The 15,856-nt window shown below is 63.4% G+C and carries 8 protein-coding genes; 4 read left to right on the top strand and 4 right to left on the bottom strand.

From position 1 onward, the window contains the following. Positions 1 to 32: 32 nt before the first annotated feature. The 4 genes from xrtE to ACP15I_RS16455 all read right to left on the bottom strand — a co-directional run bounded on the left by xrtE (position 33) and on the right by ACP15I_RS16455 (position 8,519). On the bottom strand, positions 33 to 1,661 hold the full coding sequence (xrtE, locus tag ACP15I_RS16470; protein ID WP_424975921.1) for an exosortase E/protease, VPEID-CTERM system: 1,629 nt from the start codon (positions 1,659 to 1,661) through the stop codon (positions 33 to 35). 103 nt (positions 1,662 to 1,764) lie between these two features. Next, complete coding sequence (locus ACP15I_RS16465) at positions 1,765 to 1,959, bottom strand: hypothetical protein (RefSeq protein ID WP_424972650.1); 195 nt, start codon at positions 1,957 to 1,959, stop codon at positions 1,765 to 1,767. Positions 1,960 to 2,101: 142 nt separating this feature from the next. Continuing rightward, positions 2,102 to 7,312 carry an SdrD B-like domain-containing protein gene (locus tag ACP15I_RS16460; RefSeq protein WP_424975920.1) on the bottom strand — a complete coding sequence of 1,737 codons (5,211 nt, stop codon included), beginning with the start codon at positions 7,310 to 7,312 and terminating at the stop codon, positions 2,102 to 2,104. Between the two features lie 403 nt (positions 7,313 to 7,715). Continuing rightward, a complete protein-coding gene (locus ACP15I_RS16455; protein WP_424975919.1) occupies positions 7,716 to 8,519 on the bottom strand; it encodes an undecaprenyl-diphosphate phosphatase in 804 nt (267 codons plus the stop codon). 219 nt (positions 8,520 to 8,738) lie between these two features. Between ACP15I_RS16455 and ACP15I_RS16450 the strand changes: the two genes are divergently transcribed. The 4 genes from ACP15I_RS16450 (at position 8,739) to gltB (ending at position 15,775) form a co-directional block, all read left to right on the top strand. After that, positions 8,739 to 10,178, top strand: a complete 1,440-nt coding sequence (locus ACP15I_RS16450; RefSeq protein WP_424975918.1) for an NAD(P)-dependent oxidoreductase — start codon at positions 8,739 to 8,741, stop codon at positions 10,176 to 10,178. 133 nt (positions 10,179 to 10,311) lie between these two features. Then, entirely contained in the window at positions 10,312 to 11,019 is a 708-nt protein-coding gene (locus ACP15I_RS16445; RefSeq protein ID WP_424975917.1) for a hypothetical protein, read from the top strand. Next, positions 11,019 to 11,240: a hypothetical protein gene (locus ACP15I_RS16440; protein ID WP_424975916.1), complete on the top strand. Its 222-nt coding sequence runs from the start codon at positions 11,019 to 11,021 to the stop codon at positions 11,238 to 11,240. Before ACP15I_RS16445 ends, ACP15I_RS16440 begins: the two co-directional genes overlap by 1 nt. Beyond that, complete coding sequence (gene gltB / locus ACP15I_RS16435) at positions 11,237 to 15,775, top strand: glutamate synthase large subunit (protein WP_424967180.1); 4,539 nt, start codon at positions 11,237 to 11,239, stop codon at positions 15,773 to 15,775. Before ACP15I_RS16440 ends, gltB begins: the two co-directional genes overlap by 4 nt. Positions 15,776 to 15,856 lie beyond the last annotated feature (81 nt).

The following is a 15,856-nucleotide window of genomic DNA, read 5'->3' as shown; positions in this document are numbered from 1 at the left end:
GGGCCTTTGTCATGTTCGGATGCCGGTCTTGATCAGATGATATGCCAAGCCCCCATGGCCAGGGCCCAGGCGGCGATGGTGGCATTGGCGCCCGCATGGCTGACGATGGCGTCGGTGATGTTGCCGGACCGGTAGACCAGCGCGCCGAAGACAAGCCCGGCGAGCCCAGCGGCCAGCCAGCGGTCATGGAGCAGGGCAAAGAGCCCGGCGCTGATCACGATGGCCACAACCATCCGCACGCCCTTGCCCGAGGGGGCCAGACGCTGCAGCAGGTAGTCGCGGAAGAGAAGCTCCTCGATGATCGGGACAAGAACCGCCGTACCGATCACCCGCGTGAGGATCCACAGCGCCAGCATGCCGCCGGTCAGGGCACCAAAGGGCGGCGGACCTTCGGCAGCCGCGGAGGTCGCGATCCAGGCGATGCCGATGGCCACCCCGCTTGCGAGGGATAGCGGGTCGAGCCGCCAGGGCAGCGCGCGCAAGACCTGCCAGAACAGTGCCAGCGCCAGCGCCATGGCGAGCGCGCGGAACGGGTAGAGCAGGCTGGGCGTCTCGCTGAAGGTCGAGGCCAGCAACGCCGAGAGCATGAAGATCGCGAAGGGCAGCACCTTCGCCACCACCGGGTCCTGAAAGAAGGGCGGCAGCGGCGCGCGCGGCGCGGCCAGCACCTCGGCCTTGTTGAAGAAGGCGACGTTCCGCGCCACGAGGATCAGCCCGACCGACAGGGTGGTGAAGGCCAGCCAGCCCGCATGGCTGTGAAAGCCGCCAATGGCCAGTTCGGGCGAAACCTCAAACCCGAGGCTCAGCAACGCAGAGATCCGCAGCACGTTGAATACCCAGCTCAGCAGGATCCCGATGGGAAAGAGCAAGAGCGCCTGCGGGAAAGCCAGATCCCGGCGGAACAGGGCGATATACACGGTCAGGAACACGGTGATCAGGGCGAACCCCTCGACGCCGGAACACTCCTTGCCCACGGCCACAAGGAAGTTTTCCACGTCGCCGGTGCCGAAGATCCCGATGATCTTGGTCTCCGGGTTGCCATCCACGGTGTAGCCCACGAGGTCGAGCACCCAGAGCACAGAGTCAAAGGTGATGTCGGTCACCCAATCCGCGTGCCAGAGCGGTTGGATCCGGTCGGCGATCTCGGGCAGGGCCATGCCTGCCACGAGGAGCGCGCCGAGCACCGCGCCTTTTTCGGCCAGAAGGGTGCGCCACGCGTGCCATGGGGCGAGGATCAGGGCGGCTCCCGCCGCGGCCAGTGCCGCACCGCCGAGCCAGCCCGCCCCGCCAAGCGCCACAAGGCCCGGCCCGCTCGCATCGCTGAGAAAGAGCCAGGGCGCCAGCGCAAGGGCCAGCCCGGCAAGGCTCAGTCCCAGCCCGAGCGGTCGGGGGCCCGGTATGGCCAGCGTGCGCTTGATCAGCTCGGAATAGGCGAGGGCGAACACCCCGAAGGCGGCCAGCACACCCAAGGCGCGCGGCACGATCCGTCCGGCAAAGGCACAGAACCCGTCCGGGGCCAGGTCCCGGCAAGTGAAGTCAAAATTATGCTGGTAGAGGACCGAGATCAGCAGGAGCTCGACGCCAAGCAACCCGGCGGCCAAAGCCCAGGCCAAGCGACGCGCGGAACTCGGAGGAGCGGTGGGGGCAGTTACATCGGTCATGTGCGCGTCATCTCAGAAAATGGGGACTAAACGGGGGCACAAATAGATCGGCCCCGTGGCAGACGTCACGGGGCCGACAATGATTTTTGCGTGAGACTTAGTCTCAGGCCGCGCGGCGGCGACGCTCCCAAACCAGAGCAACGACGGCGAGGACAGCTGCGAGCGCTGCGGTGCCTTCGAGGGCGCTGATTTCCGGAACGGTCGGGCAGTTGCCGACGAGCGAGCAATCGGTCGTCGCCATGGCAGCGCCCGCGGTCAGGGCGAAAACCCCTGCGGTGGTGAGTGCGGTACGAAGCATATTCGTAACTCCTAAGGATGATGGTTTCATGCGCGAAATCCATCTTACAAAGTAACGCGCGGCGCATCGCGTCTTCAAAGCCGGTTACGGCCACAGCAACGGCGGGACAGGGTCCCGCCGTAAACCTTTCGTTAATACCTTATCAGCACAGGCAGTCGATGTCATTGAAATCGATGCCTATGATGAACGGCTGGCTGTTCGTCGATGACGCAGGGTTCGGATCGATCATCAATCCGACCACATCGCCCTCACCGGCCACGAAACCTTCACCATTCGCCTCGGCGAGTGCCACGATTTCACGCACATCTTCAAGCTCACCCAGATCCGGGCGGATGAAATCGATGCTGTCGGTCAGGCTCCAGATGGCACCCTGCACCTCGAAATCGGTGTAGCCCTGGCCCTGGAAGTCCTGGTTCAGGATCCAGTTGATCAGGTCGAGGTTATCCTCGGCGCTCTGGCCGTTGATCCCCGTCTGGCCAGCCAGCACGCTGTCAGGCAAGAGGCTCGCCTCGGCGACATAGAGATCCCCGGTCAGGATCGGCGCGTTGGTGAAGTCCGTTCCGCCATCAGCCGGATCAAAGGCGCTGGCACAATAGGCCGCTTCGAACACGATGTCGTCGAGACGGACATCGCCGGAACCGGTGACCTTGATCGTGAAGCCATCGGTGGTACCCGCTGCCGCTTCGTCGATGATCTGGTAGTTCACCTGAGCCGGCAGGCTGTCAGCGATCCCCTGCAGGTCTTCGGCGGTGCCACAATAGGCCACGTCGATGAAGGCGTCCGAGAAGCCACCCATCCCGTCAGAGACGGTATAGGTGTACTGCACATCCGCTTTCTCGCCGATATCGAGATCGATGAAGGCCGCTTCGCCGTCAAAGGTCAGCTCGCCACCGTTCAGGGTGATGAACACACCGTCGACATTGATCGTCTCGCCCTCCGAGATCGATGTCCCGTTGACCGCGGTCACGCTCAGGGTGTCGCCATCCGGATCGCTGTCATTTTCCAGCACAGCCAGCGTCAGCAGCTCATTGGCACAGATCATGCCCGCGTCGTCCTGCGGGGTCGGGTCTGCATTCTCGACAATAAGGCCCGCATCGACGGTGAGGTTCTCCTCCCCGATGTCCAGAGTGACTTGCGCCGTTTGACCGTTGCTCGGATCTGCGTCGCTATCGGCCGCGTCGTTGCCACCTTGATCCTGAACGGTGAAGTCGAACCCGTCCGGCTCCCCGAACTTGACCGAGTAGGTGCCCGCATCCAGACCGCCGAAGAGGTAGTTGCCATTGCTGTCGGTGGAGGTGGTGGCGATCGGGGCGCCATTCTCGTCCAGAAGCATAACCGAGACATCGGCCACGCCCTGCTCGCCCATGTCCTGAACGCCATTGCCATTCAGGTCGAGGAAGACCTTGTCACCCAGCGATGCGGTGCCCGGATCTTCGACGCCTGCGTCGATATCCTCGACCGTTTCGCCGATCTCGACCGAGATCACGCCGGTTTCGCCGGTGCTCGGGTCGACATCGCTGTCCACGGTGTCGTCGCCACCTTGATCCTGGTCCACGAAGGTCTTGCCGGTCGGATCCGCGTCGAACCGCACCTTGTAGTCACCCGCGTCGAGGCCGGTGAACTCATAGGTGCCGTCCGCCGCCGTGACCGTGTCGGCCACGAAGACGCCCGCTGCGGTCAGAAGGGTGACGGTGACGCCGCCAATGCCGGGCTCGGCATCGTCCACATCATTGTCGTTCTCGTCGCAGAAGTAGCGGCCTTTCAGGGCTGCGGTGCCCGGATCCTCGACCCCGGCATCCACGTCGCGGATGGCGTCGCCGATTTCGACCTGGATCGGGCCGGTTTCACCGGTGTTCGGGTTCACATCGCTGTCCACGGTGTCGTCATTGCCCTGGTTCGGCGCGACGAAGGTCTTGCCGGTGGGCTCTGCATCGAAGCGCACCGAGTAGGTGCCTGCCTCGAGGCCGGTGAACAGGTAGTTGCCGTCGCTGTCGGTGAGCTGGCTGTCGACCACGTTGCCGCCGGCATCCAGCAGGAAGACCTCGACATTTGCGACGGCCGGTTCGGAGTCGTCGACATCGTTGTCATTCTCGTCGCAGAAGTAACGACCGCCCAGCGAGGCTGTGCCCGGATCAACGAGACCCGCATCGATGTCACGCTCGGCTTCGCCGATGCTCAGATCGAATTCGCCGGTCATGCCGGTGGCCTGATCCGCGTCGCTGTCATTATTGACGGCATCATCCGCAGCAGCGCCTTCGGTGGTGAAGACCAGCCCGCCGGTGGTGGAGGCATCGAAGGTCACCTTGTAGGAGCCTGCATCCAGACCATCGAACAGGTAGTTGCCGTTGCCGTCGGTGACGTCGTTGGCGGTGGTGTCATCCGCCGTGCCAAACACGCCGTCAGCACCTGCGCCCGTGAGGGTCACGCTCACACCGGAAACCCCGGATTCGCCACCATCCAGCACGCCGTTGCCATTGGCATCGAACCACACGGTGTCGCCGACCGAGGCGGTGCCCGGATCCTCGACGCCTGCGTCGATATCCTCGACCGTTTCGCCGATCTCGACCGAGATCACGCCGGTTTCGCCGGTGTTCGGATCGACATCGCTGTCCACGGTGTCGTCGCCACCTTGATCCTGCGCCACGAAGGTCTTGCCGGTCGGATCCGCGTCGAACCGCACCTTGTAGTCGCCCGCGTCGAGGCCGGTGAACTCATAGGTGCCGTCCGCCGCCGTGACCGTGTCGGCCACGAACACGCCCGCTGCGGTGAGAAGGGTGACAGTGACGCCGCCAATGCCGGGCTCGGCATCGTCCACATCATTGTCGTTCTCGTCGCAGAAGTAGCGGCCTTTCAGGGCTGCGGTCCCCGGATCCTCGACCCCGGCATCCACGTCGGTCTTGTTCTCGCCGGAGGCCAGCATGATCGGACCGGTTTCGCCGGTGTTCGGATCGACATCGCTGTCCACGGTGTCGTCGCCACCTTGATCCTGCGCGACAAAGGTCTTGCCATCGGCATCCGGGGCAAAGCGCACGGAGTAGGTGCCCGGCCCGAGATCCTCGAAGATGTAGTCGCCATCGGCATCCGTGGTCGTGGTGTCGATCACATTGCCCGCGGCGTCCAGAAGCTCGACCGTGGCGCCTGCGATCCCGGGTTCGCCATCGTCGATATCATTGTCGTTCTCGTCGCAGAAATAACGACCTGCGAGGGAGCCCAGCTCCACGGGCGGATCGCCCGGCTTCCAGCAGAGGTCATCCACAGCGCCGGACCCGACGAGGTTGATTTCCATGCTCGCGACATCCGCCGCGCTCAGGTCCACCAGCTGGTTGGAGTTGTTGCCCGCTGCCGGGATGGCCACGGTCTTGATCAGGTTGCCGTCCTCATCGAACAGCTTGATCGTGCCGCCCTGCTCTTCGATGTCCAGCAGACGGATGTTCTGCAGGTCCGACGGGGCGTCGAAATCGAAGGTGATCGTGCCGCCACCCGCATTGTCGTCGGGGTCGGAGGCGTCGTTGTCCTCGGAGATGATCAGGATGTTGCCAAGACCATTGTAACCGAGATCGTTGTCGCCGCCCGTGGGGCTGTTGCTGTCGAAGATCATCGCGTCATTGGCGGAGTTCGCACCGTCGCCGGATTTCTGCGCCGTGATGGTCACACCGTCGAACTGGTTCGACACAGTGGTGCCCTTCTGCAGGCCCGCAAAGTCGAGCTTCATGTAGTCCGGCGGGCAGGTCTTGCCGTCTTCGCACAGGACGATCTTGTCGATCCGCGCAAACTCGGCGCAATCGGTGTAGCCCACGAGGCTGATCACGTCGCCCGTGTCGAGCTGCAGGTCCTGGAACACGTCTTCGGAGAAGGTGGAGCCGGAATTGGCACCGCCGCCGCCGTCATTGCCCTGGTCGAGCCAGATCGTGTCGACATACTGACCGTTCACATAGACGTCGATGGCGCCGTTGCCGTCATTCTCATCCATGGAGAAGACGCTCAGGTCATAGGTGCCGGCCGGGCCGTTGAACACGGTTTCGGCAATGCCGTAATGGCCGGTGGCCTTGATGTTCGCGCCACCGGAGGCGTCGCCGTTATGCTCGACCGAGTAGCCGCACAGGTGCATGTCCTCGGCTTCGACCACGATGCAGACGGGCTCGGGCTCGTCCACGTCCTTGACCTTGATCCAGAGCGGCTTGACCTCTTCGCCGCCTTTGCCGTCGCTGACCTTGACGGTCACGTCATAGGTGTTGTTGCCACCGCCGGATGTCGGGTTCTCGTAGTCCTTGGCCGCCTTGAAGGACAGCTCGCCGGTGTTCGGGTCGATCGTGAACATGTCGCCATCGCGGCCGCCCACGATTTCGTAGGTCAGGCTGTCGCCATCCGCGTCGGAGGCGTCGATATCGGCGACGAAGGTCTCGTTCTCGTCGACACAGATGACGCCATCATCGGGCAGGTTGTCGAAGCTCGGAGCTTCGTTCTCGGGCAGGTCATCGACCTTCTTCAGCTCGAGCTTGTCGATCCGGACCCACTCGCCGCAGTCTTTCCACGCCTGAATCTCGATCTCTGCGCCTTCGTGGATCTCCAGACCTTCAAGGGTGAAGCCGGTGAAGCCGCTATGGTCGCTGCCGCCGCCATTGGTCTGCTGGTCCAGCATGATCGTGCCGACATGCTCGCCATCCACGAACACGCGCAGCTTGGACACGCCGTCGGTCTCGTCCTGAGCATAGAGGGTCAGGTCATAGACCGCCGAGGGGCCGTCGAAATCGGTGGTCAGCTTGCCGTCATTGCCTTCGATCTTGACCAGCTGGCCGCCGGAGGCCTTGTCGCCATGGACCGTGCGGAAGCCATGGTCGTTCATGTCCTCGGCTTCGATGGTGATGCACTCGGCATCCGACCCGTCGCCGTCCAGCGGGCCTGCGCCGAGATCTTCGTACTTGATGCCGTCCTTGACGCCACAGGAGTCGACCGTCTTCAGGGTCGTGCCCGCCGGGGGAACGTCGCCGATGAAGGTGAAGAAGTCGTCGCCCTGACCGGGTGCGTGGTAATCCTCGACCTCGATTTCGGCCAGATAATACGTCTTGCCGTCCGAGCCCTTCACCACGAAGTATTTCTCGATATAGACCTGCTCGCCGGAGATCTCGACGCCGTTGATGACCGCGATCTGACCGGAGCTGTCCTTCGCGTTGTCGTCCTTGTCCTTGCCATAGTCGCCGGACAGGACGTTGTCGTCATCCTTCGTCGAGATGACCGTGGTTGCCGCGGCGGGCATGACGAATGTCTCGCCTTTGCCCAAGCCACCGCCGATCGTGCCTTGCTGGACCAGATCGTCCTCGGTGAAGGCGGTAAACTCATATGTCCTGGTGGTCATTCTGCTGTTCCCTCATCAGACCTTGTCGACAACGTGCCGACATCAAGTTCGAAGGGAATGGGGCCATAAAAAGTGCACAGAACTTTCCCGCAACGACACACACACGCGCTCACCAGCGCTGTCGCAGGTTTCCTAAATCAATGACTTTTTGAACCAAGCCGTCTCGGTCTATTTTCCCGCGACCTATCGACGGAACCATTACCTCACTACTAAAAACGTGATGGGACGTTACGCGGAGATTTGCCGACGTTTCAAGCGTGTTAAAAAAACGTTAACGAAACCGCTTTGAAAACATAAGAAAATATCGGTTTTTAATTGTTACAGTTTGAAACAATAGGGTGTTATGTGAACTTTTGTTGACTCAATTGCCGATAGTGTCTGCACAAATTTTGGGCATTTTAAATTAACTATACGCGAGCATAAGCAGAATCACGCCGAGCACGATGCGGTAAATGACATAGGGCGTGAAGCTCACCGACTTGAGCAATCGCATCATCAGAACCAGCGCAGCGAGGGCCGCGACAAAGGCAAAGAGCGCGGCGATGGCCCCGTCGACCAGAAGCTGCCAGTTCGCATCCGCCGCGACCTCGAGCCCGAGAAGGCTGCCCGAGGCGATGATGGTGGGAATCGACATGAGCATCGACAGCTTCGCGGCGTCCTCCCGCTTGTATCCGAGAAAGCGCGCGCCGGTGATCGTGATCCCCGAGCGCGAGGTGCCGGGGATCAGCGCCACCGCCTGCCAGAGGCCCATGATCAGCGCATGTTTCAGGGTCCAGCCGCCGGCGTCCCGCGTGCTCGGGCCCTTCTGGTCGGCCCAATAGAGGACGATCCCGAAAATGAGCATGGTCCAGCCGATCACCGCCATGCTCCGCATCATATCGTTCAAACCGGTCACGCTGAGAATTAGCCCGACCAGGATCACCGGGCCGGTTGCGATCACGAGGCACAGGGCCAGGAACGCGCCGGGCGTATCCACCTTGCCCCGCGCCAGCCGGGTCAGCCCCCCTGCCGCGACTTTCACATCGGCCCAGAAATACAGAACCACCGCGAAAAGGGTGCCGACATGAACAGCCACATCAATGGTTTGGCCTTGATCCTCCATCCCGCTGAGCGCGGGGAGAAGGATGAGATGACCCGAGGAGGAGACCGGCAGAAACTCGGTCAGGCCCTGGATGATGGCGACAAGGAGGAGATGGAACAGGGGCACTACGTACGCTTCATTGATTCGAGGGCAATTTATCCAGCGTAACTGTAAAAGAAAAACCACCCATTGACGCAGGGTAGGTATCACATGCTGACCTAAATTAGGCGGATTTATCGCCGCAGACCGCAAGGGCAGTGCATTTTTTTAATTTAAGGTCAGTAAAGGTGACTTTTATTTCCCGCGCACCGCGTTTATACAGCGCGCGTTAGCCAGGAGGACCTTATGGCCCATCAGCCGATGCTCAAATTCGTCAAGATCGAAAAGGACATGCCGGAGAAGCGGCCGCCCGATCTGCGCAAGCAGGACTTTGACGAGATCTACCGCGAGTATGCGACCGAGAAGGCCGCGGAGCAAGCGTCCCGCTGCTCGCAATGCGGTGTGCCCTATTGTCAGAGCCACTGCCCGCTGCACAACAACATCCCCGACTGGCTCAAGCTGACCGCTGAGGGCCGCCTGCAGGAGGCCTATGAGGTCAGCCAGGCGACCAACACCTTCCCCGAGATCTGCGGCCGTATCTGCCCGCAGGACCGGCTTTGCGAGGGCAATTGCGTCATCGAGCAATCGGGTCACGGCACGGTCACCATCGGCTCGGTCGAGAAATACATCACCGACACCGCGTGGGAGCAGGGCTGGGTCAAGCCCATCTCCCCAGCCCAGGAGCGCCCGGAGAGCGTCGGCATCATCGGGGCGGGCCCCGGTGGCCTCGCCGCGGCGGACGTGCTGCGCCGTCAGGGCATCCAGGTCACCGTCTATGACCGCTATGACCGCGCGGGCGGGCTGCTGGTCTACGGGATCCCGGGCTTCAAGCTGGAAAAAGACGTGGTCACGCGCCGCAACGAGCAGCTCGAGCAGGGCGGCGTCACCTTCGAGCTGAACTGCGACGTGGGCACAGACATCTCCTTTGCGAAGATCCGCGAGAAGCATGACGCGGTGCTCATCGCCACGGGCGTCTACAAATCCCGCGATCTGGGCGGGCCGGGCGCAGGTGCGAACGGCATCGTGCGGGCGATCGACTATCTGACCGCTTCGAACCGCAAGAGCTTTGGCGACGATGTGCCGGAATTCGACAGCGGCGAGCTCAATGCCGAGGGCAAGCGCGTCGTCGTGATCGGCGGCGGGGACACGGCCATGGATTGTGTGCGCACGGCGACCCGTCAGGGCGCGACCAGCGTCAAATGCCTGTACCGTCGGGACCGGGCGAACATGCCAGGATCCCAGCGCGAAGTGCAGAATGCCGAGGAAGAAGGCGTTGAATTCGTCTGGCTGACTGCCCCCAAGGGCTATACCGGCGACACGGATGTCAGCGGCGTGATGGTCCAGAAGATGCGTCTGGGTGCCCCCGATGCGACGGGCCGTCAGGCCCCCGAGCTGATCGAGGGTGCGGATTACGTCGAGGACGCGGATATCGTGATCAAGGCGCTGGGCTTCGAGCCTGAGGATCTGCCCACGCTCTGGGGCGAGCCCGAGCTGGAAGTGACCCGCTGGGGCACGGTGAAAGCCGATTTCCGCACCCATAAGACCGCCATGGATGGCGTCTATGCGGTGGGGGATATCGTGCGCGGCGCGAGCCTCGTCGTCTGGGCGATCCGCGACGGGCGCGAGGCGGCTGAAGCCATGCTCGAGGCGTTCAACGCCAAGGCCACATCGGTCGCCGCCGAATAACCAAACCCGTGCCCGACCCGTATCGGCAGAGCGTCTGACAGGTGTCGGACATCTGTCGGGCAAGTGTCGGGCATCCGGTTAACAGCAAAAAACGCAACGGTCAGAGAGACTGACCCAAAACCGAGAGGACATCATGCGCGCCATCGCAACGCCACGCGTCACCCGTGCTGCGGCTCTGCTGCCGCTGTGTGCCCTGTTCGGGACGGGCGTGCTGGCCACGGGCGCGCTGCCCCATCCGCTGGTCGATGAGATCACCGAGCGCTGCACGCCCATTGTCACGGCCCAGAAGGGCATGTGCGAGGTCGAGCTGTTCTATCGCTGCGACGATCAGGGCTATGCGATTGTCAGCGCCGAAGCGGGCGAGCTGGTCGGGGTCGAGTTCTCGGATCTGACCGGGGATCTCGGGGATTTCGTGTCGCTGGCCGGGCCGGGCTCGGTCACGGTCGAGACCACCCTCGATCCGCTCGACCTCAACCTGCTGCGCGAGACCGGCAGCGAGACCGCCCGCACGGAATCGACCCTCGATCTGGGCGAGGAGGTGGCGATCACGCTGTCCCTGCGGCCGGAGCTGTCGGAGAACACGGTCACCCGGAACGGGATGACCTTCCGCACGGGCAGTGCCGGGATGGATATGGAGACCGAGGCCTCGATTGGCGGGTTCTCTCGCGTTTGGGATCTGCTGCTGCCCGAGACCGAGAATTTCGTGATCCTCGGCCGCTCGACCATGGTCACCGACCGCGACACGCGCGAATTCGACACCGATGTGCGCGAGATCCTCGTGCCCGGTAATCCGGGCTTCCAGTCCCATCAGGGGCGATTCGATTGCGGGGAGGAGCTGTGATGGCGATGCGCCCCGATACAGGCCTCGGCGTGGCCCGGCACAGGGTGCGGGCCGAAGCTGCCTTTGACTTATTTCACAGTCCTGCGGGGCTGCAGCGGACCCGGCGGGTCCGGAACGATCACAGACCGGCGGGCTCTGCCCTGACCGGAGACCACATGCGCCTGACCAAAGCCGATATCTCGGCGGCGGTCGCGGCTGCCCAAGAAGGAGAGACGCCATGACGAAGTATGACGCAGAGTGGGCCGCCGCCGAAGAAGCGAAGCGCGCCTGGATGGCCGAGCATGGCCTGTATTCCGAAGAGGAAGAGCATTCTTCCTGCGGTGTGGGTCTGGTGGTCAACGTCAAGGGCGAGAAATCCCGGGCCGTGGTCGAGGCCGGGATCACCGCGCTGAAGGCGATCTGGCACCGGGGGGCCGTGGACGCGGATGGCAAGACCGGCGACGGGGCGGGCATCCATGTCCAGATCCCGGTCGAGTTTTTCTACGATCAGGTGCGCCATACCGGGCATGAGCCCGACATGGATCAACTGATGGCCGTGGGGCAGGTGTTTTTGCCGCGCACGGATTACGGCGCGCAAGAGACCTGCCGGACCATCGTGGAATCCGAAGTGCTGCGCATGGGCTATCACATCTATGGCTGGCGCCATGTGCCGGTGGATGTGTCCTGTCTGGGCGAGAAGGCCAATGCGACCCGGCCCGAGATCGAGCAGATCATCATCTCGAATTCCAAGGGCGTGGATGAGGAAACCTTCGAGCGCGAGCTCTATGTCATTCGTCGCCGGATCGAGAAGGCGGCTGGCGCGGCGCAGGTGGCCGGTCTCTATATGTGTTCGCTGTCCTGCCGGTCGATCATCTACAAGGGCATGATGCTGGCCGAGCAGGTTGCCGAGTTCTATCCGGACCTGCAGGACGAGCGCTTCGTGTCGGCCTTTGCGATCTATCACCAGCGCTATTCGACCAACACCTTCCCGCAATGGTGGCTGGCCCAGCCTTTCCGGATGCTGGCCCATAACGGCGAGATCAACACGCTGAAGGGCAACACCAACTGGATGAAGAGCCACGAGATCCGCATGGCCTCGGGGACCTTTGGGGATCTGGCCGAGGACATCAAGCCGATCATCCCGGGCGGCTCGTCGGACAGTGCCGCGCTGGACGCGGTGTTCGAGGTGCTGGTGCGGTCGGGGCGGAATGCGCCGATGGCCAAGACCCTGCTGGTGCCGGAGAGCTGGTCCAAGCAAGCGGTGGAGCTGCCGCAGGCCTGGCGCGACATGTATTCCTACTGCAACTCGGTGATGGAGCCCTGGGACGGTCCCGCCGCCCTGGCGATGACCGATGGTCGCTGGGTTTGTGCCGGGCTTGACCGGAACGGTCTGCGCCCGATGCGCTATGTGGTGACCGGCGACGGGCTGCTGATCGCGGGCTCCGAGACAGGGATGGTTCCGGTGAACGAGCATGGCGTCGTCGAGAAGGGTGCGCTGGGCCCAGGGCAGCTGATTGCCGTGGACATGTCCGAGGGCGTGCTGTTCCACGACACCGAGATCAAGGACAAGCTCGCGGCCTCCCAGCCCTTTGGCGACTGGGTCGGCAAGATCACCGACATGGATACCGAGCTGGAGGGTGTGACCGAGGCCGCGCTTTATGAGGGGGGCGAGCTGCGCAAGCGCCAGATCGCGGCGGGCTACTCCATCGAGGAGCTCGAGCAGATCCTCGTGCCCATGGCCGAGGACGGCAAGGAAACGCTGGCCTCCATGGGCGATGACACGCCGCCTGCGGTGCTGTCGGGCAAGTACCGGCCGCTGAGCCATTTCTTCCGCCAGAATTTCAGCCAGGTCACCAACCCGCCGATCGACAGCCTGCGGGAATACCGGGTCATGAGCCTCAAGACCCGGTTCGGCAACCTCAAGAACGTGCTGGACGAGACCTCGGAGCAGACTGAGATCCTCGTGCTCGAAAGCCCCTTCGTGGGCAATGCCCAATTCGAGCGTCTGATCGCCCAGTTCGGCGATGCGGTCTGCTATATCGACTGTACCTTCCCAGCTGGCGGCAGCGCGGACACCCTCAAGCAGGAGCTGGGGCGGATCCGCGACGAGGCCGAGGATGCGGTGCGCTCGGGCGCGGCGCATATCGTGCTCAGCGACCGGGCCCAGTCCGAGGACCGGGTGGCGATGCCGATGATCCTCGCGACCAGCGCCATCCATAGCTGGCTGACGCGCAAGGGGCTGCGGACCTTCTGCTCGCTCAATGTGCGTGCGGCGGAATGCGTCGATCCGCATTACTTCGCGGTGCTGATCGGCTGCGGGGCGACCACGGTGAACGCCTATCTGGCCGAGGACAGCCTCGCGGACCGGATCCGGCGCGGGCTGCTCGATTGCACCCTGACCGAAGCCGTGAAGCGGTATCGCGACGCCATCGACCAAGGCCTGTTGAAGATCATGGCGAAGATGGGGATCTCGGTGATCTCCTCCTATCGCGGCGGTCTGAACTTCGAGGCCGTGGGCCTGAGCCGGGCCATGGTGGCCGAGTATTTCCCCGGCATGACCAGCCGGATCTCGGGAATCGGGACGACCGGTATCCAGACCAAGCTCGAAGAGGTCCATGCCAAGGGCTGGCGGGGCGGTCAGGACGTGCTGCCGATCGGAGGCTTTTACAAGTCGCGCCGCTCGGGCGAGACCCACGCCTGGGAAGCCCAGACCATGCACCTGCTGCAGGCGGCGTGTAACCGGTCCTCTTACGAGCTGTGGAAGCAGTTCTCCAAGGCGATGCAGTCCAACCCGCCGATCCATCTGCGGGACCTGTTGGCGATCACGCCCATGGGCAAGCCGGTGCCGATCGAAGAGGTCGAGAGCGTGACCTCGATCCGCAAGCGCTTCGTGACGCCGGGCATGTCGCTGGGCGCGCTGAGCCCCGAGGCGCACAAGACCCTGAACGTCGCCATGAACCGCATCGGCGCGCGCTCGGATAGTGGCGAGGGCGGCGAGGATCCGGCGCATTTCGTCCCCGAGCCGAACGGCGACAACCCGTCCGCCAAGATCAAGCAGGTGGCTTCGGGCCGGTTCGGTGTGACCGCCGAGTACCTGAACCATTGCGAAGAGCTGGAGATCAAGGTCGCCCAGGGCGCCAAGCCCGGCGAGGGCGGCCAGCTGCCGGGGATGAAGGTCACCGACCTGATCGCGCGGTTGCGGCATTCGACCAAGGGCGTGACGCTGATCTCGCCCCCGCCGCATCACGACATCTATTCGATCGAGGATCTGGCCCAGCTGATCTACGACCTCAAGCAGATCAACCCGCGCTGCAAGGTGACTGTGAAGCTCGTGGCGTCCTCGGGCGTGGGCACGATTGCCGCCGGTGTGGCCAAGGCCAAGGCGGATGTGATCCTTGTGTCGGGCCATAATGGCGGGACGGGCGCGTCGCCCGCGACCTCGATCAAATATGCCGGTCTTCCGTGGGAGATGGGTCTGACCGAGGCGCATCAGGTGCTCGCCATGAACAACCTGCGCGACCGGGTGACCCTGCGGACCGATGGCGGTCTGCGGACGGGCCGCGACATCGTTCTCGCCGCCCTGATGGGGGCCGAGGAATACGGGATCGGGACCGCCGCGCTGATCGCGATGGGCTGCATCATGGTGCGTCAGTGCCAGTCCAACACCTGCCCGGTGGGGGTCTGCACCCAGAACGAAGAGCTGCGCGAGAAGTTCACCGGCAATGCGGACAAGGTCGTCAACCTGATCACCTTCTACGCTCAGGAGGTGCGCGAGGTGCTGGCCAGCATCGGGGCGCGCAGCCTCGATGAGGTGATCGGGCGTGCGGATCTGCTCAAGCAGGTCAGCCGTGGCTCGGCCCATCTGGATGATCTGGATCTCAACCCGCTTCTGATTACGGTCGATGGCGCGCAGAACATTGTCTATGACCGCAACAAGCCGCGCAATGCCGTGCCGGATACGCTGGATGCGCAGATCGTGGCGGATGCCGCGCGCTTCCTGAAGGATGGCGAGAAGATGCAGCTGTCCTATGCGGTGCAGAACACGCTGCGGACCATCGGCACGCGGACCTCGAGCCATATCGTCACCAATTTCGGGATGCGCAACGCGCTGCAGCCGGATCACCTGACGGTGAAGCTCGAAGGCTCGGCAGGTCAGTCGCTGGGCGCGTTTGCGGCGCCTGGGCTCAAGCTCGAAGTGTCGGGCGATGCCAATGACTATGTGGGCAAGGGCCTCTCGGGCGGGACGGTCGTGGTCAAGCCGGTTCTGGGCTCGCCGCTGAACGCGAGCGAGAACACGATCATCGGCAACACGGTGCTCTATGGCGCGACGGATGGCTTCCTCTTTGCCGCCGGGCGCGCGGGCGAGCGGTTCGCCGTGCGGAACTCGGGCGCTTCGGTCGTGATCGAGGGCTGTGGTTCGAACGGGTGTGAATACATGACCGGCGGTGTAGCGGTGATCCTTGGCGAGATCGGGGCCAATTTCGGCGCGGGCATGACCGGCGGGATGGCTTACCTTTACGATCCGGAGGGCAAGGCGCCCGACATGATGAACATGGAGACCCTGGTGCGCTGCCCGGTGACCATGGAGCATTGGGAGGCCCAGCTGAAGGGCCTGATCGAGCGCCATCTGGAAGAGACCGGCAGCCGGAAGGCCGCCGATATCCTCCAGCATTGGGATCTGGAGAAGGACCACTTCCTGCAGGTCTGCCCGAAGGAGATGCTGGTCCATATCCCGGTTCCGCTGGGCATCGAGGAGAGCGCCATTCCGGCGGAGTGATCCCGCTCATCCGGTGAAAAAGGAGGCCGCGCCCCGAGGGGACGCGGCCTTTTTTGCGCCTGCGGCGCAAGCCTTCGGCGA

It is taken from the genome of Dinoroseobacter sp. S124A, from assembly GCF_049801015.1.
In the GTDB taxonomy this organism is placed as follows: Bacteria; Pseudomonadota; Alphaproteobacteria; order Rhodobacterales; family Rhodobacteraceae; genus Dinoroseobacter.
The sequence above is the reverse complement of the archived record's forward strand: the minus strand, read 5'-3'. Positions and strand labels throughout refer to the sequence as shown.